Source organism: Sorangium aterium, from assembly GCF_028368935.1.
GTDB lineage: Bacteria > Myxococcota_A > Polyangia > Polyangiales > Polyangiaceae > Sorangium > Sorangium atrum.
In genome coordinates, this window is record NZ_JAQNDK010000002.1 from 1,870,461 (window position 1) to 1,896,248 (window position 25,788).

Below are 25,788 nucleotides of genomic sequence, written 5' to 3' on the forward strand. Positions count from 1 at the left end.
CCGCGCGCGCCCGGCGCAGGTCCTCAGCGGATGTTGAAGTCGACCGTCATCAGCTGTCCGCCGCGCTCGATCGCGACGGACAGGCGGTTCGCGGTCCGGAGCCGCGCGTAGGCCTCCAGCGCCTTCTGGGGATCGGTGACGTCGAAGCCGTTGATCGACCTCAGGGTATCTCCGCTCTCCAGCCCGAGCGTCTCCAGCAGCGAGCCTCGCCTGATCCTGAGCTTCAGCCCGACGACCTGGTCACCTCGCCGCTCCGGGATCACCCGGGCGGAGCGCATGAGGAGCGCCTGCTGCTCGAGGATCTGATCGACCGCCGCGCGGTCGACGTTGAACTCCGTGGCGCTCACCCGCCGGATGCGGGCGGCGATCTCCGGCGGGATCGCGTTCAGGTTGTCGTTGCTCCCGACCGGCCTCGCCTGAGGCCGGGGCTGCGGCGCGGGCGCCTCCTCGCGCGCGCCCTTCCCGAGCTTGCCGGCCTTGCCGAGCTGCATCTGGCAGCGCGCGCCGCCCGCGGTGATCCACACGCGGTCCCACGCGATGCGCGTGAGCGTGCCTCCCGCCGCGTCGCCGCCGAGCCGGCGGAGCTGCGTCTGCCCGTCGGGCCCCTCGATGGCCGCGAACGACCACGCGGCGTCCTGCGACGCCGCGATGAGCACCACGCGTCCGGCGTCGCAGGTCGGATCGCTCCACGGATCGCCGTGCGCCACGGGCGCGCGCTCCTCGGGAGCGCCGCCCGGGGGCGGGAGGAGCGGCCCCGTCGCCGAGTCGAAGGGGTTGCGCTGCAGGATCGCCTCGGCGCTCGTCGCGTGGAGGCCGTCGCGCAGCGCGCGGTGAGGCGCAGGGGGCGTGGAAGAGAGCCTGGCGGCTCTGTCCGGGATGATCGTCTTCCCGAGCAGGTGAGACACCCCCGACGCCTGGAAGTAGGCGGCGGACGCGATCATCGTGCCCGCGATCCACAGGAAGTGGTGCTTTACAGCCGCATCCAGGTCCACGGGTCCTGCTCTTTCTGGGGCTCGATCGCCGCCCGCGCTCGAGGCGGGCGCCGCGCGCACGCCGGCGTGGAGGCGACCGTGCACAATGTCGCCACCGACCCTCCCTCTCGGGACGCGCAGCACCGCGCGTGCCGGCCCGTCGCGCCCGCGCGCGCACCTGGCAGATCGCGCGCCCCGCGCGAGCGCCTGTCGGATCGCGCGCCTTGACCCGAACGGATCGGCGCGCGTCCACGAGCCGCGCGAGCGCCGAGCGCGCGCCGCGGCGGCGCTCATCGAGACGAGAGGGTGATCGGGAGGAGGAGAGCGGAGGGCAGCGAGCGCCGGCGGGCGGCTCGCTCAGGGCTTCTTGTCGGGCGCCTTGGCGGCGACCGTCGTCCCGGACTCACCGCGGCCGCGGCGGTAGACCCAGGCGGCGAGGACCTTCCGGTCGCTCGCGGAGAGCTTCTCCTCGAACGCCGGCATGTGGCCTTCCAGATCCTTCGCCATGGCCGCGGGCGGGTAGGCCTTGCCGCTGCCGGGGTTCGTGATCTGCGCCTCGATCCACGCGACCGAGGCCCAGCCGCGGAGCTCGGGGGCGGCCGACTCCTCGTCGTCGGTCTTGCCGTCGAGCCGGTGGCAGCTCGTGCACCGCTGCCGGACCATCTTCTCTCCGGGCGTCCCGGCGCCGGGCTCCCCGCGCGCCTGCCCCTCGAGGAACGCGGCGATCGTCTCCTGGTCGGCCGCGCTCATCGGCGTGAACACCTTCGCCGCCTCGGGATCCGCGGGCGGCTTCACCGCCGACGGCATCATCTCCTTGAACGCCGTCTTGCCGAAGAGGTGGTCGGCGTCGGGATCCTTGAGCACCTCGAGCGCCCAGGCCTTCGTCCCGAACCCCGTGAGATCCGGCGCCGTCTGCTTCTCCTTGGGCGGGCCGAGATCGTTCAGCCGGTGGCAGCTCGCGCACTCCTTCTTGTAGAGGTCCTCGCCGCGCGTCTCCGGGTCGTTCCGGAGCATCGCGAGCGCGCCCTCGGGCGGGACGCCTTGCTTGAACAGCGCCACCGCCCGCGCGGTCCGCGCGGCGCTCTGCGCCTCCGAGCGCTGGAAGGCCTCGTCCTTCGCGTCCTTCACGAGCGACTTCCCCAGCAGGCCGACGGCCCCGAGGCCGATCAAGAACAGCGGCGCGAGCGCCGGCAGCCGCGCGCGGAGCGGGCCGGGCTTCCTGTCGATGAACGGGAGCAGGGCGAGGTACAGCCCGACGACCCCCGGCAGGCCGACGGTCGCGATGAGCTCCAGCGAGCCAGGGAAGAACTTGCGCAGCTCGAAGAGCGGGCGGAAGTACCACGCGGGGCGGGCGTTGTAGTCGCTGACGGGATCCGCGGGCGCCTCGAGCGGGGCGCCGTGCTCCATGGCCGCGAGATCGAACACGACGACGAGCACGAGCGCCACGGCCAGCAGGATCAGGCCGAGCTGCTTCGGGTAGAACCGATCCGCCTTGCCGAGGTCGGCGCCGTGCGGCGCGCCGAAGCCGTGCCTGCGGAACTGCGCGAAGCTCGCGGCGAGCAGCAAGGCCATGACCGCCGGCAACACGAAGACGTGCAGGCCGTAGAGCCGCGTCAGCGTCAGGTGCCCGAGCGAGCTCCCGCCGATGACGAGCTGCTGCGTGAACGACCCGACCACGGGGACCGAGCCCATGATGCCGGTCTCGACGCGCGCGCCCCAGTAGCCGTCCTGGTCCCACGGGAGCGGGTTGCCCGTGAAGGCGAAGCCGAGGATCACGCCGAGCAGGCCGAGGGTCAGGAACCAGCCGATCTCGCGCGGCGCGCGGTACGCCCCGTGGAGCGCGATCCGCGCCACGTGGATCGCGACCAGGACGACGAGCGCCTGCGCTCCGAAGTAGTGGAGGCCTCGGATGAGCCACCCGGCGCGCAGGGTGAAGTTGATGTGCGCGACGCTGGCCCACGCCGTCGTCGCGCTCGGGGCGTAGGCCGACATGAGCAGCGCGCCCGTGACGGCCTCGATGAGCAGCAGCAGCGCGAGCGCGCCTCCCCACACGTAACCGATGCGCGCGCCGCCAGGGATGGGCTCGTCGAGGAACCGGCGCAGCGGCTCGCGGTGCCCTATGCGCTCGTTCAGCCAGTCGCCGAGGCTCATCCTGCGATCTCCTGGAGCTCGGCGACCCCGTCACGGTAGCGCCGGAAGTCCACCTCGAGCCAGCCGTCGACGACCCTCGTCGCCAGCGGATCCATGGCGCGCGGGGACGGCCCCGTCTCAGGCGCGCCCGACAGGCCGAAGCGTGACGCGTGACACGGGCAGTTGAAGCTCTTCTTGTCGTCGTTGAGCTCGATCCCGCAGCCGAGGTGCGGGCACGTGGCGCTCATCGCGCGGATCTTCTCGCCCTCCCGGATGACCCAGATCGCGCCGAGCATCTGGTCCTTCGCGACCGTGAAGGCGTCGCGCTCCTCGCCGATCACCTTGAGCCGCCGCGGCTCGCCCGGCGGGAGGTCCGCGAGGCGCCCGACCCGGACCCAGCGCTCGCGCCCGCCTGCGGCGCCGGCGCTGCCTGCGGCGGGGGCCGCGATGAAGCTCGCCGCCGGTACGGCGATCGCGCCGGCGCACGCCAGACCGCCGATCGCCACGAGCGCCTTCAGGGCGCCACGCCGCTCCTCGGGGGCGGGGACTGCGGACGGCGCGCCGGCGCCCGCTAGCACCCCGTGAGGCCCAGGTTCGTGCGGCAATCCATGTCCCAGGTACCCACCGGCACCAGGTTCCTTTTGCGTCGGCTCTGCCATCTCGTAGGCTCTCCCTCGCTCGCGCCGCTCTCCGAATGCCGCCCAGACTGGAGCGGGCCCTCGGCGGCCGAAGCGGACGCAGCATATCGAAAACACAGGCGTAACGTTGAATCCTCGCCATCGCGCACATCGGGGCGATTGCGTTTCGGCCGGCACAGCCGAAAGTTCTCCTTCAGTTGTCCCGATGCCTCGCCCCATCGCCGCAGCGCTCGTGATGTTCGCCGTGTTCGGGGCCTCCGCCTGTGCCGCTTCGCGTCAACCGCCGCCGTGTACGCGTCCCGACCTCAGCGGGTGCGCCATCGAGAACGTCTCGTTCGAGGGCGACGAGGTGATCAGCGGCGACGAGCTCGCCGCGCGGATCGCGACGGCCGAGAGCTCGCGCCTCCTCGCCGGCGCGCTCGAGCCCGTGCCGATCCTGAGCATCTGGGACGCGCTCACGGTCGAGTACGAGCGGTTCGACCGGTTCGTCCTCGAGCGGGACCTGGCCCGCATCGAGCGGTACTACCGCGCGCGCGGCTTCTACGGCGCGCGGGTGCGGGCGGCGCGGGTGCAGCGCTTCGGCGGCCCCGGCAAGGAGGGGCGCGTGCGGGTGCGCATCGTCGTCTCCGAGGGCGCGCCCGTGAAGATCGCGTCGGTGGATCTCGCGTGGCGGGACTGGACCCTGGAGAAGGGCAGGGACATCGACCGGCCGGTGACCGAGGCGAAGGGCGAGCTCAAGGTCGGCGAGCGCATGGACGAGGCTCGGTACGAGGAGCTCAAGAAGCGCCTGGTCCGGGTCCTCACCGATCGCGGCTTCGCCTACGCGAACGTGGAGGGGCACGTCGACGTCGACCTCGTGAAGAACGAGGCACGGATCCGCTACACGATCGAGCTCGGCCCCGAGTGCAGGTTCGGCAAGGTCAAGCTGGAGGGGCTCGGCGAGCTGCCCGAGGCGCCCGTCAGGACCGCGATCGGCATCGAGGAGGGCGAGCGCTTCTCGACCGCGGAGCTGGCGGATGCGGAGCAGGCGCTCGCCGACTTCGGCGTGTTCGGCGCGGTCGCCGTGAAGCCCGAGCTCGCGCCGCCCGGACAGCCCAGGAACCCGGTCGTCCCCGTGACGTTCTCCGTGGAGCCGTCCGCGCTGCGCGCCGTGAGGCTCGGCGGAGGCGCCGAGGTCGGCTCGCGCGTCGAGGCGCACCTCGTCGCCGGGTGGGAGGATCGCAACTTCCTCGGGGGGCTGCGCCGCTTCAGCGTCGAGGCCCGGCCGGGCCTCGTCTTTTATCCGGTGGAGTTCTCGAACCTGTTCGGCAAGGAGCTCGGGGACACGTTCCGGCTCCTGCCGGAGATCCAGCTCCGGTCCGAGCTCCGCCAGCCCGGGGCGATCGAGCGGCGCACGGCCGCGGTGCTGCGCGGCTCGTTCAAGCTCTACTGCCCCCAGACAGGGGAGTTCTGCACCAAGCCGGACAAGCAGGGCGGCGAGGGGGAGTCAGGAGCTGCACCAAGTCCTGCCCAGGAGGCTCCGGAGCACGCGATCGTCGGCTACCGCGAGTACGTCGGGTCCATCGGCATCGAGCGGCCCTTCCTGAAATCGGACCTGAACGCGGCCCTCCTCTACAACGTCCAGCTGAACAGTCCGTTCACCTACAATTCGGCGCGGCTGCCCTCCGGGTTCGGGACCCTCTTCATCCCTTACCTCCAGGCGCTGGTGTCCTATGACCGCCGCCTGAACCAGGCGGGGAAGCCCGACAGGGTCACCCCCCATCACGGCTATTACATCGCGCTGGACACGCAGCTGGCCGGCTACCTGGGGTTCGATACCGCGATCGCGGAGGCCCTGGTCGGCGAGAAGGCGCAGGACGAGCGGGACAAGCGGTTTCACTCCGCGCACGACATCCGCCTTCAGCCCGAGTTTCGCGCCTACTTCCCTGTTTCGAGGAGATGGACCCTGGGTTTCCGCTTGATGACCGGGTGGCTCTTCACGGGCGACTACGGCGACGCCTCCGTGGATCCTGCCCAGTGCGACGCCCTCGCCGGCGTGGACAGGGACCGTTGCCGGAGAGACGTGGGGGCCGACCTTCAGCTGATGCAGTTCCGTGGGTTCTTCAGCGGCGGCGCGACCAGCAACCGCGGATACGGGTACAACGAGGTCGGCCCGCACGCCCGCGTGCCGAGCCTGACAGCCGGCGGCAGCGCCGACGAGGAGGCCCCGCTGGTCCCCATCGGAGGCCGTCTGCTGTGGGAGACGAGCCTGGAGCTGCGGATACCGCTCGGCGAGAGCTTCGGTACGGTGATCTTCGCCGACGCCGGCGATGTCACCCGGGAGCACCGGCTGTTCCGCTCGGGAGCGCAGCGCCTGCACCTCTCGGCGGGCTTCGGTCTGCGCTACGTCACGCCGGTCGGACCGCTGCGCTTCGACGTCGGCTACCGCATCCCCTGCTTGCAGGTGCTCGGTGTCTGCAATGAGACAGAAGCAGCAGGCTGGCCCGAGGACGAGCGGCGCCCGGGCAAGCTGTTCGATGTGCTGCCCATCGCCGTGAACCTGGCGATCGGCGAGGCGTTCTGACGTGCGGTGATCCGTCCGGCGGGCGACGGAGGGCGGTTGGGCCCGCGCCTTCGGCGCAGGCCGCGGGCGCTCAGCCCTCTTCTTCTTCGACGTTCCAGGCGGACAGCGCGGTCATCCCGATGGCGACCGAGCAGAGGCAGCACAGCGCAGGCTCCTCGAACCGGAGCTCGTCGCCACGCGACCACACGTAGAGGCCGCGCCCGTGGGGCTCGCCCGCGATGGCCCTGTCGCACACGTCGCAGCGGTGCTCGGTTGCGCCTGAGGCTGCTTGACGCGCGCGCAGCGCATTGTCGGCGATCGCGTCGACCGAGACGCAAATCGGATGGGCCAGTATCCCTGTGAGCCGGTAATCCGCACTTGCGGTCCCCTCCGGCGTAGGGCAGGGGTCCAGGTTCGGGGTCCCCTTCAGAGCGCCTTCAATCACATCCACCTCCGGCGGCAGGGCCGAATCTAGCTCAGGCCGAGACGGGACGCACGAGAAGGCTGCGCCTGAACACCATCAGGCTTGCTCCAGGGCGCACATGTGGGCGAACGCGCTGGAACGGCGCGTCATGGACCGCAGGACGCACCGTTCCAGCGTGCAATAGTGACGGAATTCGGCGGGATCAGGCGCTGGCGGACGCAGCCGTCTCGGCGGTGTCCGGGGCGGCGGCCGAGCGGCTGCCGGCCGAGCGGTCGAGAGCGCAGCTCTCTTCGAGCAGCTCGACAACGTCGAGCTGGCGGATCGACTCCTCCTTGGACTGATCCTTGAGGCCGTCGGTGATCATCGTCTGGCAGAACGGGCAGGCGGTCGCGATGGTCTTCGCCTCGGTCTGGAGCAGCTGCAGTGTCCGCTTGACGTTCACGCGGTCCTTGTTCTGCTCCTCCATCCACATCTGCGCGCCGCCGGCGCCGCAGCACAGCCCCTTCTGCCGGTTCCACCCCTCGGCCTCGACGAGCTGCAGCCCGGGGATGCGCTTCAGGATGTCGCGCGGCTGCTCGTACACGTCGTTGTAGCGGCCGAGGTAGCAGGAGTCGTGGAAGACCACCTTCCCCTCGACCGGCTTGCTGGGGACGAGCTTCTTCTCGGCGACCAGGCCGAGCAGGAAGTCGGTGTGGTGCACGACCTCGAACTTCGCGCCGAAGTCGGGGTACTCGTTCGCGAGCGTGTTGAAGCAGTGCGGGCAGGTCGTGACGATCTTCCGGATGCCGCCCTGCTCCTTGTAGCCGTTCAGGGTCGCGGCGTTCTGCTCGGCGAGCATCGCGAAGAGGTACTCGTTGCCCGCGCGGCGCGCCGGATCGCCGGTGCAGGTCTCCTCCTGGCCGAGGATGGCGAAATCGACGCCGGCGGCCTTCAGGAGCCTGGCGGTCGCGCGGGCGATCTTCTTCGCGCGGTCGTCGTAGCTCGCCGCGCAGCCGACCCAGTAGAGCACGGGGGCCTGCGGCTTCTCGGCCATGGTCGGGATCTCGAGCCCCTCGGCCCAGTTGCCGCGGTCGAGGCGCGCGAGGTTCCAGGGGTTGCCGTTGACCTCCATCGCGTTGAACGGATTCCCGAGCTCCGCCGGGAACTCGCCCTTCACGAGGACCAGGTGGCGGCGCATCGAGACGATCTTGTCAACGTAGCTGATCATCACCGGGCACTGCTCCTCGCAGGCCCGGCACGTCGTGCAGGCCCAGAGCACGTCCGGATGGACGACGTTCGCCACCAGGTCGACCGGCTTGTACGCGACCTCGGGGATCGGGACCGGGTTCTCCGGCGCTGCCTGCTCCGCGTGCTCCTGCGTCTCCGCCGCCTCCGCCGCCTGGCCGTCCTGCGCCGCCCCGTCGGTGGCCTGGCCGTTCGCCTGGGCCGCGTGGCCGTCGCCACCCCGCGGACCGCCCGGCCTGTTGATGAACTCCCCCTCCCGGCCGTACAGGTGATCGCGCAGGTCCAGGGTGAGCTGCTTGGGGCTCAGGATCTTGCCCGTCTTGTGGGCCGGGCAGTTGTCGCTGCAGCGGCCGCACTCGGTGCACGTGTAGAAGTCGAGGATCGCCTTCCAGGTGAAATCCTCGATGCGCGCGACGCCGACCGGGGCGGCCTTCTCGGGCTCCTCGGCCGCCTTCATGACCATCTCGCCGATCGCCTCGGCGCTGCCCGCGACGAGCGGCAGCCGGCCGCGCGCCTCGATGTTGCGCGTGAAGACGTTCGGGATCGACGTGATGATGTGGAAGTGCTTCGAGTGCGGGAGCAGGTTCAGGAACACGAGCACCAGCGTGACGTGCGTCCAGAACCCGATGTGCGCGAGCACGACGAGCGTCTCCGGGCTGGCGCCGCTCAGGAGCACGGCGAACAGCGAGCCCGCCGGGGCCGGGAACAGGTGCCAGCGGAGCGCCGCCGGGTCCGCGGGGACGCCCGCGAACGGGGCCGTCACGGTGGCGACGCGCTCGCAGAGCGCCGCGTCCGCCGGGCCGCACGCCGCCGTGGACCAGCGGTGGTGGAGCACCAGCGAGGCGCCGTCATAGAGCATGTCGCTCACCATCATCGTGACGATGATGCCGAGGATGAGGAGCCCCTCGCCGGACAGGGTCATGCGCCGCTCGCGCTTGATCGCCCGGTAGTAGATGAACACGAGCGCGCCGGCCACGACCAGCGTGGCCATGACGTCCTTCACGAACTCGTAGATTCCGCCGAGCGGCACCGCGCCGATGCCCGGGAGCCGCACCGGCTCGTGCCCCAGGATCCACAGGTCGAACGACGGGTCGATGCCGCGCCCCCACAGCATCAGCGTCCGGAGCAGGAGAACCAGGAATCCGAAGAAGATGAGCTTATGCGCCAGCCCGGCGAGCGGGTAGTAACCCATCTTCCGTTGCCGGAAGGCGTACTCCCAGGTGCCTTTGAGGCGCTCGGCGATCCGGTCGAGCCGGTCTTCCCCGCGCCCGACCTTGAGGAGCTGCCAACGCCGGTTGGCGCTCCACGCAAAGGCGGCGAAGAGGCCGACGAGCAATGTGAGCATCCACGTGGGATTCATTCGCGGGGCGTCTCCAGGTGCAAAATGGCCACATCTTTTAAGGTGGGCGGCTGCCGGACGTCAACCGCGCGGCGGCGATGGATCGCGCGGAGCTCCTTCGCCGGATTTCTGTTCTTGCAAGGGCGGATACGTCGGCGCGCGCTGGGTGGCTCCTCGCGCGGCGCCAAGGGGCGCGGGCGGCGCGCCGCGCGAGCGGCTCAGAGCGTGAACTCGACGCTCTTTTCTTCGGTCGCGGCGGAGGGAGACAGATCGAGCGCCATGCTGTACGAGCGCTGACCGACCCGCGCGCTCAGGCGGACGCGGATGGGGGCCGTCGCGTCGTTCAGCTTGTCGAGCCGCACGACGACGCGGTAGCGGCCCCGCGCCGGCTCGCCCTCGGTGAGGAAGACGTTCTCCACGTTCTGCTCCTGGCATTCGCCGCTCACGCGCGGGCAGTCGCGATCCTTCATGAGGCCGCTCGCCGTCGGCTCCCCGACGCGCGCGAGCTCTCCCGCCGGGTCATAGACGTTGAGATCGACGTCGGCCTCGGGCTCCTCCCACGCGATCGTGAACTGGAGGATCCCGGTGTGGAGCCCGCAGCCCTCGTCGATCACGCCGTTGCAGTTGTTGTCGCGGGCGTCGAAGCAGAGCTCGACCCCCGTCGGTGTGCAGGCGATCTCGAGCCCGACGCCCTCGGAGACCTTGATGTCCTTCGGCTGGAGGGGCGGCCTGGGCGGCGGCGGCGGCACCTCGATGCAGCCGGCGAGGAGCAGGGCGAGGGCGGCCGCGCCGCGCGCGACGTCGATCGCCGCGCGGGCGAGGCGCGCGCGGAGGCCGTGAGGCGCCGGAAGGCGCGTCGCGTCGCGGCGGGCGCGCGGCTCGCGCCGCGGGGGACCGGGGCTTCGCATGGGGAGCTGCATGTTATCCGCCTTCAGGCTCCCGCGGGGCGCCGGCGCTGCGCGGCTCGAGCGCGGGCAGCGCGGGCGGCGCGGGCGGCCTCCGCGGCTTGGGGCCGCGCGGCTTCGGGGGAGGGGGCGGCGTTCCTCCGAGGGGCTGGGGGAGGTGCATGCCCCGCGCGGCCAGGATCTCCGCCGCGTGGGGGACGGTGAGCACCAGCGCGCGCGCATAGAGATGGTTCCGGTAGGGCTCCGGGAGGTCGCCGGGCCGGCCGTTCGTCGCGTGCTCGAGCAGGATCGCCGCGGTGACGCTCACGTTGAGGCTCTCCGCGAAGCCGCGCATCGGGACGCGCACGGCGCGGGCGCAGCCGGCGGCCAGGTCGGGGCGGATGCCGTCGCGCTCGTTGCCGAGGACCAGCGCGAGGCGGGGGATGCTCGAGAGGTCGCGCGGGGTGAGCTCGCCTTCCGGGTGGGTCGCCACGAGCTCGTGCCCCGAGGCGCGGAGCGCGGCGACCGCGGCCTCGGTGGTCGCGTGCGTGCGCACGTCGACCCAGCGCTCGGAGCCACGCGAGACCGTGTTCGAGACGAGGAACTGCTCGGCCCGCTCGATGATGTGGAGCCGCTGCAAGCCGAACGCGTCACAGGAGCGGAGCACGGCGGCCCCGTTGTGCGGATCGTGCGGCGCATCCATGGCCACGGTGACGGCATCGAGCCGCGCCGCGATGACGCCGCGCAGCCGGGCCCTGCGCTCGTCCGTGACGAACTCCTCGAGGATGCGGGCGACGTCGGCGACGTCGAGGGAGTCGAGCGCGGCGAGCAGCCTTCGCTGCTCCTGCGCGACGAACGAGCAATTGGGGGTCGAGCGGCGCATGGCGGGGGAGGGCGCCTCTATAGCGCGGCGCGCGCCCGGAGGCTGCGGCGCAGCGCGGCCCGGAGGCGACCGCCCCCCAAGGCCGCCGCGGTGCCTCCCAGCAGCGGCGGCGCGGGCCATCGCGCCGCGCGGGATCGGCGAGGAGGAAGGCGACGTCCGGCCGTCAGCGATCGATCGCGTCGATCGCGCCGATCGCGTCGATCGCGACCGCGATCCGCTCGCCCTCTGCGTACTCGACAACGGCGCAGTCGCCGGGAGAGCCGTCCTCCCAGGACAGGCAGACGAAGTCGGCCTCGGCGTCGAGCGCGATCATGGGGTGGTGCCACACGCCGGGGCGATAGGTGATGCCCTGGGCGCCGTGGGCGATGAAGGCGCCGAGCGTCGCGAGCTCGGGCCGGTCGCCGCCGAGGGCCACGACGACGAGGTAGCGCCGCGCGCTCATCGGCACGAACGCCTGGGTCGAGCCGGGGTGCTTCTCGAGCAGGGCGATCGGGAGCGGGAAGCTCGAGCGCGGGGCGCAGCGGAACACCGAGACGTTCAGCGAGGCGTGCCCGGGGCGGAGGTTCTCGATCGCGGCGAGGTGATCGAAGCGCCGCGCCGTCCCCTGGTTGGCAGGCCTCCCGGGCTCGCCGTGCGGCGAGGCCATGAGGATGTCGCCGTACGGCGCATAAGCTGCAGGGCTGAGCGAATGGGCTGCGATGCGCGGGCGGTGGCTCATCGTCATGGGCGACTGTGGCGGCGCGCCACGCGTGTGGCCTCCCTGCGGCCCTCCTGCACGGTGCATGGCGCGCGCCGACCGAGGGCACGACAGGGAAAGGGTATCACGTCGCGGGGGCGCCGCAGCACGCCAGCCCGCCGCGGGCGCCATGGGGCCGGGTTTTGCAAGGCGTCTCGCGACGCAACCCCGACGGGTAATGCAAGCGACCCTGGAGCCAGTCATGCGGATTGTTCACAAATCGACATTTCGGAAGCGCCTCGCGGTGGCCTCCCTGTTCCTGGCGGTGCTCGCCGTCATGACGTCCGTCGTCGGCTGCCAGCGCTACGACTTGCTGGTCGAGAAAGATCAGATCGCGGCCCAGAAATGGTCCGATCTCGAGGCGGATCTCCAGCGGCGCTACGACCTGGTCCCGAACCTGGTGGCCGTCGTGAAGGGGTCGGCCAAGCACGAGGAGCAGACGCTCGCGAGCGTCGCCGAGGCGCGCGCCCGCGCGACAAGCGTCCAGCTCAAGGCCGACGATCTGACGGATCCGGAGAAGGTGCAGGCCTTCCAGAAGGCGCAGGAGCAGCTCAGCGGCTCGCTCTCGCGGCTCCTCGTCGTGCAGGAGCAATACCCTGATCTCAAGGCGAACCAGGCCTTCCACAGCCTCCAGATCCAGCTGGAGGGAATCGAGAACCGGATCCTCCGGGCGCGCCAGGAGTACAACCAGGCGGCGCGCGAGTACAACGCGGAGCTCCTGAAGATCCGGGGCCAGGTGGTGAACAAGGCGACGGGCCAGCCGTTCAAGCCGCGCGTCTATTTCACCGCGTCTCCCGAGGTCCAGTCGGCGCCGAAGGTCTCGTTCTGATGAGGGGCGCGGCGATGCGCCGGATCGGCATGGGCGGGGCGCGGCTGCGGGCCGTGGCCAGGGCCGTCGCGGCCGCGTTCGCGCTGGTCTGCGCGCTCGTCGCGCGGCCGGCCCTCGCCGACTTCACGCCGCCGACGCTCACAGGGCACGTCGTCGACACCGCTGGACGGCTCGAGCCGTCCGACATCCGCGCTCTCGACGCGAAGCTCGATCGCATCCGCCGCGAGACGGGGTTCGAGATCGTCGCCTTCGTGGCCGGATCCCTCGAAGGCGAGACGATCGAGGACGTCGCCTACGAGGCCTTCAATACCTGGCAGCTCGGCCAGCGCGGGGCCGACAACGGCGTTCTCCTCGTGATCGCCCCGAACGAGCGGCGCGTCCGGATCGAGACGGGCAAGGGCGTGGGCGGAGCGCTCACGGATCTCCAGTCGAACGACATCATCCGGCAGACCATCAACCCGCTGCTCAGGCAGGATCGATTCCGCGAGGCCATCGACCAGGGAACTGCAGAGATCGCCAGGACGCTCGTCGCCGGGACACCCGAGGAGGAACGGCGCCCGGCGCCCGGCGCCCAGCCGGCGCCCGCCCCGGTCTCGCCGATCAGGATCGGCGTGACGGTCGTCGCCATCGTGGGGGCGCTCGTGCTCGCGCTGATTTCGCCCTCCTTCCGCTGGTTCCTGTGGCTCGTCCTCCAGGCGCTCCTCTTCCGAGGTGGCGGCGGCGGCCGCGGCGGCGGCGGTGGGTCCGGGTTCGGCGGCGGCGGCGGGGGTCGCTCCGGCGGGGGCGGATCCAGCGATAGCTACTGAGCCGCTGCGCGCCGCCTCTTCCACCCTGTGCAGGACGGACCAGGCCGATCGGTCGTCCTCCGCACCGGCCTTCCGATCGGCCCCCGTGCTCACCCCTGGCGTGATCGGGCGGGCGCACGCGACATCGACGCCGGCGCGGCGCGCGTCGAGCCGAGCGGAGATTCCAGGGCGCGCACGATCTCCGCTGCGCGCTGACCAGGCGACGCTACGCTCTCGTCATGGCTGCTGCCCTGCGCCCTGTCTTTGTCGTCGACGCCGTCCGGACACCGATCGCCCGTTACGCCGGCGCGCTGGCGACGGTCCGCCCCGACGACCTCGCAGCGCACGTCCTCGACGCGCTCGTGCGTCGCAATCCTTCGCTCGCGCCGCGCCTCGATCACGTCGTCTTCGGCGCGACGAACCAGGCCGGAGAGGACAACCGCAACGTCGCGCGCATGGCCGCGCTGCTCGCCGGCCTCCCCTACGAGGTCCCGGGCGTCACGGTGAATCGCCTCTGCGGCTCGGGGCTCGAGGCGGTGGCCGACGCCGCGCGGATGATCGCCACCGGCGAGACCGACTGCGCGATCGCGGGGGGCGTCGAGAGCATGACGCGCGCGCCGTTCACGATGCCCAAGCAGGCCGAGCGCTTCGAGCGGAGCGCGCCGACCCTCTACGATACGACCCTCGGCTGGCGCTATCCGAACGCCAGGATGGCCGCGCGGTTCGAGCTCCAGTCGATGGGGGAGACGGCCGAGAACGTGGCCAAGAAGCACGGCATCAGCCGCGACGAGCAGGATCGGTTCGCGCTCCTCTCCCACGAGCGCGCCACGCTCGCGTGGGAGTCGGGGGGCTTCGCCGACGAGGTGGTCCCCGTGCTCGTCCCCCAGAAGAAGGGCGATCCCGTCCTGTTCGAGCGCGACGAGGGCGTGCGCGCCGACGCCACGCTCGAGGCGCTGTCGAAGCTCAAGCCCGCCTTTCGCGAGGGCGGGACCGTCACGGCGGGCAACTCGTCCCCCCTCAACGACGGCGCCGCGGCCCTCCTGCTCGCCTCGGGCGACGCCGTGCAGGCCGCCGGCGCGACGCCGCGCGCGCGGGTGATCGCGACGGCGACCGCCGGGGTGGATCCCAACCTCATGGGGGAGGGGCCGATCCCGGCCGTGAAGAAGCTCCTTCAGCGGACCGGGCTGCGCGTACCCAACGTGGATCTGTTCGAGCTCAACGAGGCGTTCGCGGCCCAGGCGCTCGCGTGCTCGCGCGCGCTCGAGCTCGACCCGGCGCGCGTCAACGTCCGCGGCGGCTCGATCGCGCTCGGGCACCCGATCGGCTGCTCGGGCGCGCGCATCGCGTGCACCCTGGTGCATGCGATGCGCGCGCGCGGCGCCAAGGTCGGGGTCGCCTCGCTGTGCATCGGCGTCGGCCAGGGCATCGCGACGCTCTTCGAGCGCGCGTGAGGTCATTTCGCCGCTCGTCCGCGGCGCCAGATGAGATAAGACCGGCGCAGCAGAACGCAGGAAGGGGGGCCCGCGGCTCACCTCCCTCGGCTGACGGCGCCGCCTCGGCGGCCAAAACAAGGAGAAGTCCCGATGGAATTCCCCCAGATCAACGTGCCCGGCACCGGCAAGCTCCACGCCCGGCTCAAGACCTCGCTCGGTGACATCACGGTCCGGCTCGAGGAGGAGGGCGCCCCCAACACGGTCAAGAACTTCGTCGGCCTCGCCACGGGCACCATCAACTGGACCGATCCGAAGACCGGCCAGGGGATGCAGGGGACTCCCTGTTACGACGGCGTCCGCTTTCACCGCGTGATCTCGGGGTTCATGATCCAGTGCGGCGACCCGCTCTCGCGCTACCCGGACAAGGCGGCGCTCTGGGGCACGGGCGGCCCCGGGTACAAGTTCGCCGACGAGTTCAACCCCTCGCTGAGGCACGAGGGCGCCGGCGTGCTCTCCATGGCCAACGCCGGCAAGAACACGAACGGCGCGCAGTGGTTCATCACCGACGGGCCGACGCCGCACCTCGACAACCGTCACACGGTGTTCGGCAAGGTCGTGAGCGGGCAGGACATCGTCAACCGCATCGCCAACGTGGCGACCACGCGCGATCGGCCCAACCAGGACGTCGTCCTCGAGCGCGTCGAGATCTTCCGGCAGTAAGCGCGCGGCGCGCCGCGCGGCGCCGTTCAGCGCCGCGCGGCCAGCGCACCGCTCCGCTCCTTCAGCGGGCGCAGCAGACGGTGATCTTGTCCTCGCCCTCCTCGACCTCGCCTGTGGGGCCGCCGCCGCGCGGCTGGCAGCTGCCGGTCCCGGTCACCTCGAGCGACACCGAGACGGCAGGGGGCGGATCGTCGACGCAGGCCCCGTTGAACGGCACGGTCTCGCCGGGCCCCCGGCAGCGGCTCTGCTCGAAGAGCGTCAGCGTCGCCGCGCAGCGCACGCCGCCCGTGTCGCACGTGCATCGCGTGCAGCCGCGGTTGTCGACCATCGAGCTCGCGAACACGTGTCGCTCGCCGAACCCCTCGGGGCAGCGCTGGTCCCCGTCGCGCCAGACGCAGACGCCCTGCTCGAACGGCGCGTCGACCTCTCGCGGGGCGCAGGCCTCGCCGGCTCCACATCCGCCGGCGTCCGGCCCGGCGGCGCACACGAGCCCCTCGATACCGAAGCGCGGCGGCGGCAACGTCGCCTCGCCGCCCGACGGAGCGCACGTCGCCGAATCCACGCCGGGCGCTTCGGCGCTGTAGCTGCCGGCCTGGAGGTCGCCGCCGAGGTTGATGCAGTCCTCCGTCTGCACCGGCAGCGTCGCGTTCGCTCCGCCACACGCGCCACGCGTGTACACCGTGACCGCGGGCGTCTCGCACGCCACGGTCGGCGCGCCGCACGCGCACGCGCTGCAGGTCGCGGGCGTGTCGAGCGGCTCGCGGCCGCCCACGTCCACCCGCTCGGAGAAGCCCTCGGGACAGGCGACGTCCGCGGCGTCGGGGCCCTGGTACAGGAGGCCGGGCCCTTGCCAGTCCTCGGGCGCGGCGACGCAGGCGAACCCTCCGCAGTCGTCGTCGGCGCAGTCGACGGCGCCATCGCCATCGTCATCCTCGCCGTTGGTGCACCGCTCGCCGCCGCCGGCGCCGCCGCTCGTGGTGCTCCCGGCCGCCGTCTGGCCTCCTCCATCTCCGCCCGAGCTGCTGGCCCCGCCGGAGCCGCTCCCGGACGGCCCCGGGAAGAGCGCGGGCTCGAACTGGTCGAAGTCCTGGGTGCAGGCGCTCGCCGCGAGGAGAGCGACGAGCGCGGTGACGCTTTGGAACGCAGAGCGGCGCAACACGACCTCCGGGATCGGCGGGCTTCGCCTCGGTTCGAAGGAGCCCGACCGACGGTACCACGAAGCGCCTGTCCGCACGGCGAGCTCCGCAGCCGGCGATCCCGGCGCCCGTTCGCCCAGTCCGGAGCGCGCCTGCTGCGGCGCTCCTTGCTGCACCGCGCCCCGTGCGCTGCGTCATCCGCTCGGGAGCGCGCGGGGATCGCCCGACCAGAGCGATGTGAGCGCATCGAGCTCTCGCGCGAGCTCCTCGGTCGCCTTGTGAGCGAGCCGCGCCCGCTCTGCGGCGAGCGCCTCGATGACGGCAGCGCGCGCGTCAGGCGCCAGCGCCTCCGCTCTCGTCATCTGCGCGAGCGCCTCATCGGCGTCGTGCAGCTGGCCGAGGCGGCGCTGCATCCGTGACGCGGATTTCGCGGTGCGCTCGGCGCGCTCTCCGAAGAGCGGTGAGAACGTCTCCGCGGAGTAGCGCAGCCGTTTGAAGCGGATCCGGAGCGCGTGCATGGCCGCGCCGTCGCCCGGGTCGCTCGCGGCGAGCGTGCGCACGTCGTCCAGGGCATCACCGATCGCTCGCCTCGCGAGCGCCTCGGCGCCGCGCTTCCTCGCTTTCCGGCGCGAGATGCGCCGCTCGAGGCGCGCGAGGTGAGGCTCCAGCCGGAGCCGCTCGCCCTCGGCCGGCGCGTAGGTCTGCGTCGCACCCGTGTCGCCCTCGGCCGGCGCGTCGGCCTGCGCCACGCCCGTGTCGTCCGGGCGATCCTGCTGGAGCAGCTCGACGATGTGGGCCCTCGCCTCGCGCTCGCGGCGCGCGCGCTGCGCGACCCACCCAGCGACGGCCGCCCGGGCCGCCTCGTCCAGATCGAGCGCGGTGAGCGTCTCGCGCAGCACCTCCTCGTCGCGCAGCGCGCCGGTCGCCCGCGCGAACTCCCGGAGCCCCTCGGCCACGGGGCGGAGCCGCCTCCGTCCGTAGATGCGTCGCGCCGGCTTGAGCAGCGTCCGGAGCCGGCGAAGCGAGACCCGGAAGTCGTGCACCGCCTCCGCGTCCGGCTCCGCGCCCTGCTCGCTCCCGGTGACGACGCGCCGCGCATCGGCGCGGACGCGCTCGATGTGGGAGAGCAGCACCGGGCCCAGGAAATCTCGCGCGGAGAGCCTCGCGCCGCCGCCGTCGCCGGCTCCGGCGCCACCCGAGGGCGGAGGGCTCCCCTCGAGCGGCGTCACAGACGCGTGAGCGCCACCGTCACCAGCGGGCGCCTCCCGAGCTTCGCCTCGAGCGTCCGGCGCGCCGCGAGCCGGGCGATCTCGATGATGTCGTTGTCGCGGCGCCGCGCGCGCGGCTCGCAGTCGTTCACCGCCTGCGCGACCGCGCGCGCCGCGGCCCTCAGCGCGCCGCCCTCGAGCTCCCCGGTGACCCCGCGGGCGAGGACCTGCGGCGGCGCCGCGAGGGCGCCGTGCACATCGACGACCAGCGACACGAAGGCCACCCCCTGGCGACCGAGGGTCGCTCGCTCCCGGAGGACCTCCTCCCCGAGCTCCTCGCCGCCCGCCGTCGCCACCCGGCCGGCGACGGCCCGGCCGCTCCGGCCGAGCGGCTGCGTCGTGCCGATCTCGACGACGTGGCCGTTCTCGGCGACGAGCACCTCGGCCACGCCGCGCTCCCGCGCGAGCTCAGCGTGCCGCGTCAGGTGGTGCAGCGCGCCGTGCACGGGGAGGAAGCCGCGCGGCTGGGTGAGATCGATCATGCGCGCCTGCTCCGTCCGGTGCGCGTGCCCGCTCGCGTGGACGCGCCGATCCGTCGACCACGTCACGAGCTCGACGCCGAGGCGGAGCAGCCCGGCCATCATGTCGACGACCGGGCGGTCGTTGCCAGGGATGACGCGGCTCGAGAGCACGACCCGATCCCCCTCTTCGAGGCGCAGGAGCGGGTGCGTCCCCGAGGCGAACCGCGTCAGCGTGGAGGCCCGCTCGGCCTGCGTGCCGCTCGCGATGACGAGGAGCCGCTCGCGCGGCATCGACGAGGCGACCTCGGGCGGGACGAGCAGGTCGCTCGGCCACGGGAGCCTCCCCACGGTCTGCGCGGCCCGCACGTGCGTCTGCACGCTGCGGCCGAGCAGGCAGATCTTGCGGCGCGCGCGGATCGCGGCCTGACCGAGGGCGAGGAGGCGCTGCACGTTCGAGGCGAAGACGCCGACCACGACGCGCGCGGGCGCGGTCTCGACGAGCTCCGCCAGCGCGTGGGCGACGGCGCGCTCGCTCCCCGCCTCGCCGGGCGAGTCCACGTTGGTGCTGTCGGACAGGAGCAGCCGGACGCCCGCGTCGCCGAGCGCGCGGAAGCGGGCCTCGTCGGTCGGCTCGCCGTCGAGCGGCGTCGGGTCCAGCTTGAAGTCCCCGGTATGGACGACGAGCCCCGCGGCCGTGTGGATCGCGAGCGCCGTCGCGTCGACGATCGAGTGCGTCACCCGGAGCGGCTCCACGACGAAGCCGCCGATCGCGACCTCGCGCCCGACCTGCGTGGGCAGCAGGCGCACCTTGTCCTCGAGCGCGTGCTCCGCGAGCCGGTAGCGCACCAGCTCCAGCGCGTGCGGCGGGCCCCAGACGGGGACGTCGAGGTGACGCAGGAGGAACGGCAGCCCGCCGATGTGGTCCTCGTGGCCGTGCGTCAGCACGATGCCGCGCACCTGATCGCGGAGCGCGAGCACGTGATCGAAGCGCGGGTGGTAAACGTCGACGCCGAGGTCCGTGCTCGGGAACGTCACCCCGCAGTCGATGAGCAGCAGCCCATCCGCCTGCTGAAGCGCGAGGCAGTTCATCCCGACCTCGCCGAGCCCTCCGAGGGGCACGAGCCGCAAGGTGGACGGCGGTGGCAGGGGGAGCTGGCTCGGGGCGGGGGCGCTCTGCTCGGGATGCACGTTCGGTGGAGGGGGTCTGCCACCCAGGGCGCCGGGGGCCTACGGCCCGCAGCTTGCTGAGCTGGTCTGAAAGAGAGAGGACGACTTCTTCAAGACGTAACCCACATCGGCTCGCCGTCCCCTTCGAAACTTGGAGCGACAGTGTAGCCACAGGGTGGCCCCTTGCGTCACGCTCTCTCTTTCCAGTTCCGGCGCCGGGGCCAGGCGGCGCCGACCTCGCCACCGGATCTCGTGCCGCGCGGACCGGTTCCTGCACACCCTGTCTCCCCCCACCCCATCGTGACCGCCGGCGGACGCCGAGCCGCCTTTCCCCAGATTTCGAGGAGCCTCCGGTGATCGCTGCCCTGCTCGTCAATCTCCTCCGCCTGCTGCTGCTCCCCGTCAGCGCGCTCCGCTGGGCGTTTGCTGCACCCCGGGGCGGGTATGTCGTTCTCGAAATCGACGGCCGCGTGGTCGATCTCCAGCCGCCCAGGGTCCGCCTGGCGCTCTCGTGGCGTCCCAGGAAGAGGGCACCGCTCTCGGTGGAGCGCGTCCGCGAGCTCGGCAAGCACCTGATGAAGGATCCGCGCCCGGCGGGGCTGCTCCTCCGGATCCGGTCGGTGCACGCGGGGCCGGCGGTGGCGGCCTCGCTCCGGGACGCGCTCCTCGAGATCCGGGCGGGGGGCAAGGACGTCGTCGCCTACCTGCCGATGGGCGCCGACACCACGACGCTCCTGCTCGCCTCGGCCGCGCGGGCCATCGTCGTCGGGCCCGAGACGATGGTGTCGCCGCTCGGGTTCGCTGTGGAGGGCCGCTACGTGCGCCGCGCGCTGGAGCAGGTCGGCGTCGAGCCCGAGGTGTTCGCGAAGGGGATGTACAAGAACGCCGGCGAGGTGCTCGTGCGGGACACGATGAGCGCCGCGCAGCGCGAGCAGGTGGGCGCCCTGCTCGACGGGCGCCTCGGGGACCTGACCGCGGCGCTCGCCCAGGGGCGCCGCGTCGATCGCGAGACGGCCGCGCGGTGGATCGACGAGGCCCCCTTCGGCGCGGAGCAGGCCGTCGCGCGAGGCATCGTCGACGCTGTCGCGTACGAGGATGAGCTCGAGCACATGCTCGTGTCGGGGTCGCTCCCGTCCGCGACCGCGGCGCCGCGCCGCGCCGAGAGCGGCGCGCAAGACGCGGACGGCGCGTCGGGCGGAGGAGCTCCTGCTGCTGCGCGGCATTCGAAGAACCGCCTCGTGTCGGCGGACCGCTACCTGGGCGCGCGGCGCGCTCTCTCGCTGACGCCGGTGTGGCCTCGGCCCGTCCTCGGCGTCATCGAGGTGCACGGCGCGATCGTCAGCCGCGCCCACTTCCGGGGCGCGTCGCTGGCCAGCGAGGAGCGGCTCGTCGCGAGCCTGCGCGCGGCGCGGCAGAACCCGCGCGTCCAGGGGGTCATCCTCCACGTCGACTCGCCGGGCGGCTCCGCGCTCGCCTCCGACAGGATCCACCACGAGGTCACCCGCCTCGCGGAGGTGAAGCCCGTCGTCGCGTGCCTGTCGAACGTGGCGGCGAGCGGCGGCTACTACGTGGCGGCTGCCGCGCACGCGATCGTCGCGCAGCCGCAGACGATCACGGGGAGCATCGGCGTGGTGTCGGCGCGCTTCGCGCTCGGCCCGCTGCTCGAGCGCCTCGGCGTCTCGACCGACGTCGTGAAGCGCGGCGCGCGGGCGGACCTGTTCTCTCCGTCGCGCAAGCTCGACGCGGGGGAGCGGGCGGTGGTGGAGCGCGAGCTCGACGCGATCTACGCGGCGTTCCTCCGCGTCGTCGCCCGCGGCCGCCGCCGCCCGGTCGAGGAGATCGAGCCGCTCGCGCAGGGGCGCGTCTACAGCGGCGCCGAGGCGCAGGCGCGCGGCCTCGTCGACATGCTCGGCGGGTTCGAGCGGGCGCTCCACGAGCTGCGCCAGATGATCGGGCCCAAGGCGGCCGCCATCGAGCCGGCCATCGTGCGCGCGTCGCGGTACATCCCACCTCCGCCGCTGCTGCCCGCGCCGGTGCCCACGCTGCTCGAGCTCGTCGGGCTTCGCGGGATCGCCCAGGAGGTGGCGCTCGCCATCCACTGCGAGGGGGAGCGGGTGCTCGCGTACTGCGCGGAGGCCGACGACCTGGACTAGGCGGCGACGGCCGGCTTCATGGAAGAGCTGGTGGTTGGTTGGGCGCATTCCATGGAAGCGGCGGATTTTGTCGCGGGAGAAGCTGTGCGTAATCTGTGCGCCCGGTGGGTAGCACCTGTTCAGAACTGATCACGGATCGCTAGGAATCCCGCACCGGACAGAGAGACCCTATATGTGGGCCCTGTTCGGAGGGAGATCCCAACCTGTAGCGGTTCTCCTTGACGCACGGGCCGTTCGCGAGTTTGGATAGCAGGCGGTCAGGCGCTCCCGCATGTCGGCGCACGCCTTTCAGGCATGGCACCTGAAACTATGCTCACTGGTCGGAAGACGGAACGTTTGAGCAGGTAGTAGGGGAGAAGCGACGAGACCTGTGGAGATCGAGGCGATGATGCCTCGGAGTTCTCCAGGGAACTCTTTGTGCTTTCGGTAGGACCCGGGTCACCGCCAGGTGCGGTGGTTCACAGGAGGACTTGGAAATGGCCCAGTCGGCAGTTGTGGGTGACGGCGGTAAGCTCCCCGCCGGGAACGGCAAGATGACGGCACGGACGAAGGAAGATGGGGGTGGGCGTCCGGTGACCGGGGGGGCCACCAAGGCGCAGGTCGACGGCGCAGCCTCGAAGAAAAGCGCGAAAAAGGGGGCCTCGCGCCCCCGCGGGCTCGGGTTCGACCGGCGGTTCACGCACCGGGCCGCGGATCCGCTCGATGAGGTCACCTGGGAGCGCCGATCGAGCGTCATCACCAACCCCGACGGCTCGGTCGTCTTCAAGATGGAAGGCGCCGAGATCCCCGCCGGCTGGTCGCAACTAGCGACCGACATCGTCGTCTCCAAGTACTTCCGCAAGGCGGGGATCCACGGCAAGAAGGAGCTCGGCGAGACGAGCGTCCGCCAGGTCGTCCACCGGCTGGCGCGCACCATCCGCGAGGCGGGTGAGCACTTCGGTGGCTACTTCGCCTCGACGAAGGACGCGGACACCTTCGAGGCGGAGCTCGCCTACCTGCTCGTGCACCAGTACGGCGCGTTCAACTCGCCCGTCTGGTTCAACTGCGGGCTCTACCACCGGTACGGCATCGAGGGGTCGGGCGGCAACTTCGCCTGGAACGAGGCCTCGGCCGACGCGGGGAACGGGAGCGCCAACGGGAAGGCGTCGGCGCCTCGAGCGAACGCGACGGGCGCGCTCGACGACATCGTCGAGACCCGGAACGCCTACGAGCGGCCGCAGTGCTCCGCGTGCTTCATCCAGGCGGTCCAGGACGACCTGATGAGCATCTACGACCTCGTGAAGAGCGAGGCCCGGCTGTTCAAGTACGGGTCGGGGACGGGGACGAACTTCAGCGCGATCCGCGGGAAGCAGGAGAAGCTCTCGGGCGGCGGGACGAGCTCGGGGCTCATGAGCTTCCTCGAGGTGTTCGACCGCGCCGCCGGCGCGACAAAGAGCGGCGGCACGACGCGGCGCGCCGCGAAGATGGTCTGCCTCGACATGGACCACCCGGAGATCGTCGACTTCATCCAGTGGAAGGTCCGCGAGGAGAAGAAGGCGATGGCGCTCATCGGCGCGGGGTACCCCTCCGACTTCAACGGCGAGGCGTACCACACGGTGAGCGGGCAGAACTCGAACAACTCGGTGCGCGTGAGCGACGAGTTCATGCGCGCGGCGGCGACGGGCGCGGCGTGGGAGACGCGCTCCCGGACGACCGGCGAGGTCGTCGACACGCTGAGCGCCAAGGACCTCTGGCGCCAGATCGCCGAGGCGGCGTGGGGCTGCGCCGATCCGGGCGTGCAGTACGACACGACCATCAACCGCTGGCACACCTGCCCGAACACGGCGCGCATCAACGCCTCGAACCCGTGCTCGGAGTACATGTTCCTCGACGACTCGGCCTGCAACCTGGCGAGCCTGAACCTCACGAAGTTCCTCCGCGAGGACGGCTCGTTCGACATCGAGGGCTACCGCCACGCGGTGCGGGTGTTCTTCGTCGCGCAGGAGATCCTCGTCGACTTCTCGGCGTACCCGACCCGCACCATCGCGAAGAACTCGCACGACTACCGCCCGCTCGGGCTCGGCTACGCCAACCTCGGCACCCTGCTCATGCTGCAGGGCATCCCGTACGACTCCGATCAGGGGCGCTCGGTCGCGGGCGCGCTCACCGCGATCCTCTGCGGGCACGCCTACCGGGTCTCGGCGGAGATGGCCGCCGCGAAGGGGCCGTTCGCCGGCTTCGCCAGGAACCGCGAGCCGATGCTCCGGGTGATGGGCATGCACCGCGACGCCGCCTACGCGATCGACCGTGACCGCTGCCCGGAGTCGCTCTGGCGGGCGGCGTGCGCCGACTGGGACGAGGCGGTCCGGATCGGGCAGGAGCACGGCTACCGCAACGCCCAGGCGACGGTGCTCGCCCCGACCGGCACCATCGGCCTCCTGATGGACTGCGACACGACGGGCATCGAGCCCGACTTCTCGCTCGTGAAGTTCAAGAAGCTCGCCGGCGGCGGCTACTTCAAGATCGTGAATCAGTCCGTGCCCGAGGCGCTCCGGCGGCTCGGGTACCCCGAGGCCGAGGTGCAGGAGATCGTCGCCTACGTCTCCGGCACGAACACGCTCCTGGCGGCGCCGCACGTGAACCGGGCGTCGCTCAAGGCGCGGGGGCTCACGAGCGACGACCTCGCGAAGGTCGAGGCCGCGATCCCCGGCGTCTTCGATCTGGATCTCGCCTTCGGTCCCTGGATCCTCGGCGAGGAGGCCTATGACAGGCTCGGCGTCTCCAAGGAGTCGCGGGCGCGCTTCGGCTTCTCGCTGCTCCAGCACCTCGGCTTCTCGGCCGCGGAGATCGAGGAGGCGAACGAGACGATCATCGGCCGCATGACGGTGGAGGGGGCGCCGCACCTGCGCGAGGAGCACTACGCGGTGTTCGACTGCGCCAACCGCTGCGGCAAGAAGGGCCGGCGGTACCTCGCGCCGATGGCGCACGTCCGCATGATGGCGGCCGCGCAGCCGTTCCTGTCCGGCGCCATCTCGAAGACCGTGAACCTGCCGAACGACGCGACGGTCGAGGAGGTGCAGCGGATCTACGAGGAGGGGTGGCGCCTCGGGCTCAAGGCGGTCGCGCTCTACCGCGACGGCTGCAAGGCGTCGCAGCCGCTCTCGTCGACCTCCTCGAGCGACAGCAAGGAGAGCAAGGGCAAGGCCGACAAGGCCGAGGTCGCCGCGCCCATCGTCCAGGCAGCGACAGCGCTGGCGAGCCAGGCGCGCCCGCGCTCGCCCTCGGCGGCGGCGCCCGAGCGGTTCCGCCTGCCCAGGAAGCGCAAGGGCTTCACGCAGGAGGCGCGCGTCGGCGGGCACAAGATCTACCTCCGCACCGGCGAGTACGACGACGGGACGCTCGGCGAGATCTTCATCGACCTCCACAAGGAGGGCGCCGCGTTCCGCTCGATGATGAACTGCTTCGCGATGGCGGTGTCGATCGGGCTCCAGTACGGCGTGCCGCTCGAGACCTTCGTCGAGCAGTACACCTTCACCCGCTTCGAGCCGCAGGGCATCGTCGAGGGGCACGACTACGTGAAGATGTCGACGTCGATCGTGGACTACCTCTTCCGCGTGCTCGGGGTCGAGTACCTGAACCGCTACGACCTCGCCCACGTCCAGCCGGTCACCTCGGCCATGGAGGACCCTGTCGAGTCGCGGGCTCAGGAGAGCGGCGTGGCGTCGTTCTCGCAAACCGCGCCGGCCGCGGCGGCGCTGGTCGAGGGCGGGGGGCGGGCGGCGAGCGCGCTCGACGCGCAGCTCGAGGACATGATGGGCGACGCGCCGGTCTGCGACGGCTGCGGGCACATCACCGTGAGGAACGGGGCCTGCTACAAGTGCCTCAACTGCGGCAACAGCATGGGATGCAGCTGAGCTGCGACGGGCGGGGGTGGGGGTGACGAGGGAGGGGCCGGCGGGGGGCCCTCCCACGAACTCGCGCCTTTTCGTGGCTGTTGCCTCGTGAACGGGGGAGCTCGGTCTGGAAGGCGTCGCTGCGATGCGGGCCGGCGCTCGGGTTCGTGGGGCCCTCCCCCGCCGACCCCTC

General features: G+C 71.9%; 18 protein-coding genes. 7 read left to right on the forward strand and 11 right to left on the reverse strand.

The genetic code is table 11. The features are described 5' to 3' along the window. Positions 1 to 23: 23 nt before the first annotated feature. The 3 genes from gspC to POL72_RS22045 form a co-directional block, all read right to left on the reverse strand. On the reverse strand, positions 24 to 992 hold the full coding sequence (gene gspC / locus POL72_RS22035) for a type II secretion system protein GspC (protein WP_272097477.1): 969 nt from the start codon (positions 990 to 992) through the stop codon (positions 24 to 26). 336 nt (positions 993 to 1,328) lie between these two features. Next, entirely contained in the window at positions 1,329 to 3,122 is a 1,794-nt protein-coding gene (locus POL72_RS22040) for a cytochrome b N-terminal domain-containing protein (RefSeq protein WP_272097478.1), read from the reverse strand. Further along, positions 3,119 to 3,607, reverse strand: a complete 489-nt coding sequence (locus POL72_RS22045) for a QcrA and Rieske domain-containing protein (protein WP_272097479.1) — start codon at positions 3,605 to 3,607, stop codon at positions 3,119 to 3,121. Before POL72_RS22045 ends, POL72_RS22040 begins: the two co-directional genes overlap by 4 nt. A 337-nt stretch (positions 3,608 to 3,944) precedes the next feature. Here POL72_RS22045 and POL72_RS22050 point away from each other — a divergent pair, with 337 nt between their 5' ends. Then, positions 3,945 to 6,302, forward strand: coding sequence for an autotransporter assembly complex protein TamA (locus POL72_RS22050; protein ID WP_272097480.1), 2,358 nt, complete (start codon positions 3,945 to 3,947; stop codon positions 6,300 to 6,302). Between the two features lie 70 nt (positions 6,303 to 6,372). On the opposite strand, the gene POL72_RS22055 is transcribed toward POL72_RS22050, so the two are convergent. From POL72_RS22055 to POL72_RS22075, 5 genes are all read right to left on the reverse strand, one after another. After that, positions 6,373 to 6,537, reverse strand: coding sequence for a hypothetical protein (locus POL72_RS22055; protein ID WP_157906386.1), 165 nt, complete (start codon positions 6,535 to 6,537; stop codon positions 6,373 to 6,375). 370 nt (positions 6,538 to 6,907) lie between these two features. Next, positions 6,908 to 9,274, reverse strand: coding sequence for a (Fe-S)-binding protein (locus POL72_RS22060; protein WP_272097481.1), 2,367 nt, complete (start codon positions 9,272 to 9,274; stop codon positions 6,908 to 6,910). Between the two features lie 212 nt (positions 9,275 to 9,486). Further along, the gene (locus tag POL72_RS22065) at positions 9,487 to 10,176 is read right to left on the reverse strand and encodes a hypothetical protein (RefSeq protein WP_272097482.1); all 690 of its coding nucleotides are present in this window, start codon (positions 10,174 to 10,176) and stop codon (positions 9,487 to 9,489) included. A gap of 13 nt (positions 10,177 to 10,189) precedes the next feature. After that, complete coding sequence (locus POL72_RS22070) at positions 10,190 to 11,035, reverse strand: TrmH family RNA methyltransferase (protein ID WP_272097483.1); 846 nt, start codon at positions 11,033 to 11,035, stop codon at positions 10,190 to 10,192. 163 nt (positions 11,036 to 11,198) lie between these two features. Then, positions 11,199 to 11,759 (reverse strand): ureidoglycolate lyase, encoded by a 561-nt coding sequence (locus tag POL72_RS22075; RefSeq protein WP_272097484.1) that lies wholly within the window; start codon positions 11,757 to 11,759, stop codon positions 11,199 to 11,201. A gap of 214 nt (positions 11,760 to 11,973) precedes the next feature. Here POL72_RS22075 and POL72_RS22080 point away from each other — a divergent pair, with 214 nt between their 5' ends. From POL72_RS22080 to POL72_RS22095, 4 genes are all read left to right on the forward strand, one after another. Continuing rightward, positions 11,974 to 12,600 (forward strand): LemA family protein, encoded by a 627-nt coding sequence (locus tag POL72_RS22080; protein ID WP_272097485.1) that lies wholly within the window; start codon positions 11,974 to 11,976, stop codon positions 12,598 to 12,600. Positions 12,601 to 12,614: 14 nt separating this feature from the next. Then, the gene (locus tag POL72_RS22085) at positions 12,615 to 13,406 is read left to right on the forward strand and encodes a TPM domain-containing protein (protein WP_272097486.1); all 792 of its coding nucleotides are present in this window, start codon (positions 12,615 to 12,617) and stop codon (positions 13,404 to 13,406) included. Positions 13,407 to 13,624: 218 nt separating this feature from the next. Next, entirely contained in the window at positions 13,625 to 14,836 is a 1,212-nt protein-coding gene (locus POL72_RS22090) for a thiolase family protein (RefSeq protein WP_272097487.1), read from the forward strand. A 132-nt stretch (positions 14,837 to 14,968) separates the two neighbouring features. After that, positions 14,969 to 15,538 carry a peptidylprolyl isomerase gene (locus POL72_RS22095; protein WP_272097488.1) on the forward strand — a complete coding sequence of 190 codons (570 nt, stop codon included), beginning with the start codon at positions 14,969 to 14,971 and terminating at the stop codon, positions 15,536 to 15,538. 61 nt (positions 15,539 to 15,599) lie between these two features. On the opposite strand, the gene POL72_RS22100 is transcribed toward POL72_RS22095, so the two are convergent. The 3 genes from POL72_RS22100 to POL72_RS22110 all read right to left on the reverse strand — a co-directional run bounded on the left by POL72_RS22100 (position 15,600) and on the right by POL72_RS22110 (position 19,492). Next, the gene (locus POL72_RS22100; RefSeq protein ID WP_272097489.1) at positions 15,600 to 16,697 is read right to left on the reverse strand and encodes a hypothetical protein; all 1,098 of its coding nucleotides are present in this window, start codon (positions 16,695 to 16,697) and stop codon (positions 15,600 to 15,602) included. 171 nt (positions 16,698 to 16,868) lie between these two features. Beyond that, positions 16,869 to 17,903 carry a CHAD domain-containing protein gene (locus POL72_RS22105; protein WP_272097490.1) on the reverse strand — a complete coding sequence of 345 codons (1,035 nt, stop codon included), beginning with the start codon at positions 17,901 to 17,903 and terminating at the stop codon, positions 16,869 to 16,871. Then, a complete protein-coding gene (locus tag POL72_RS22110) occupies positions 17,900 to 19,492 on the reverse strand; it encodes a ribonuclease J (RefSeq protein WP_272097491.1) in 1,593 nt (530 codons plus the stop codon). Before POL72_RS22110 ends, POL72_RS22105 begins: the two co-directional genes overlap by 4 nt. A gap of 431 nt (positions 19,493 to 19,923) precedes the next feature. Here POL72_RS22110 and sppA point away from each other — a divergent pair, with 431 nt between their 5' ends. After that, the gene (gene sppA, locus POL72_RS22115; protein ID WP_272097492.1) at positions 19,924 to 21,723 is read left to right on the forward strand and encodes a signal peptide peptidase SppA; all 1,800 of its coding nucleotides are present in this window, start codon (positions 19,924 to 19,926) and stop codon (positions 21,721 to 21,723) included. Between the two features lie 476 nt (positions 21,724 to 22,199). Further along, positions 22,200 to 25,616 (forward strand): vitamin B12-dependent ribonucleotide reductase, encoded by a 3,417-nt coding sequence (locus POL72_RS22120; protein WP_272097493.1) that lies wholly within the window; start codon positions 22,200 to 22,202, stop codon positions 25,614 to 25,616. Positions 25,617 to 25,788: the final 172 nt, after the last annotated feature.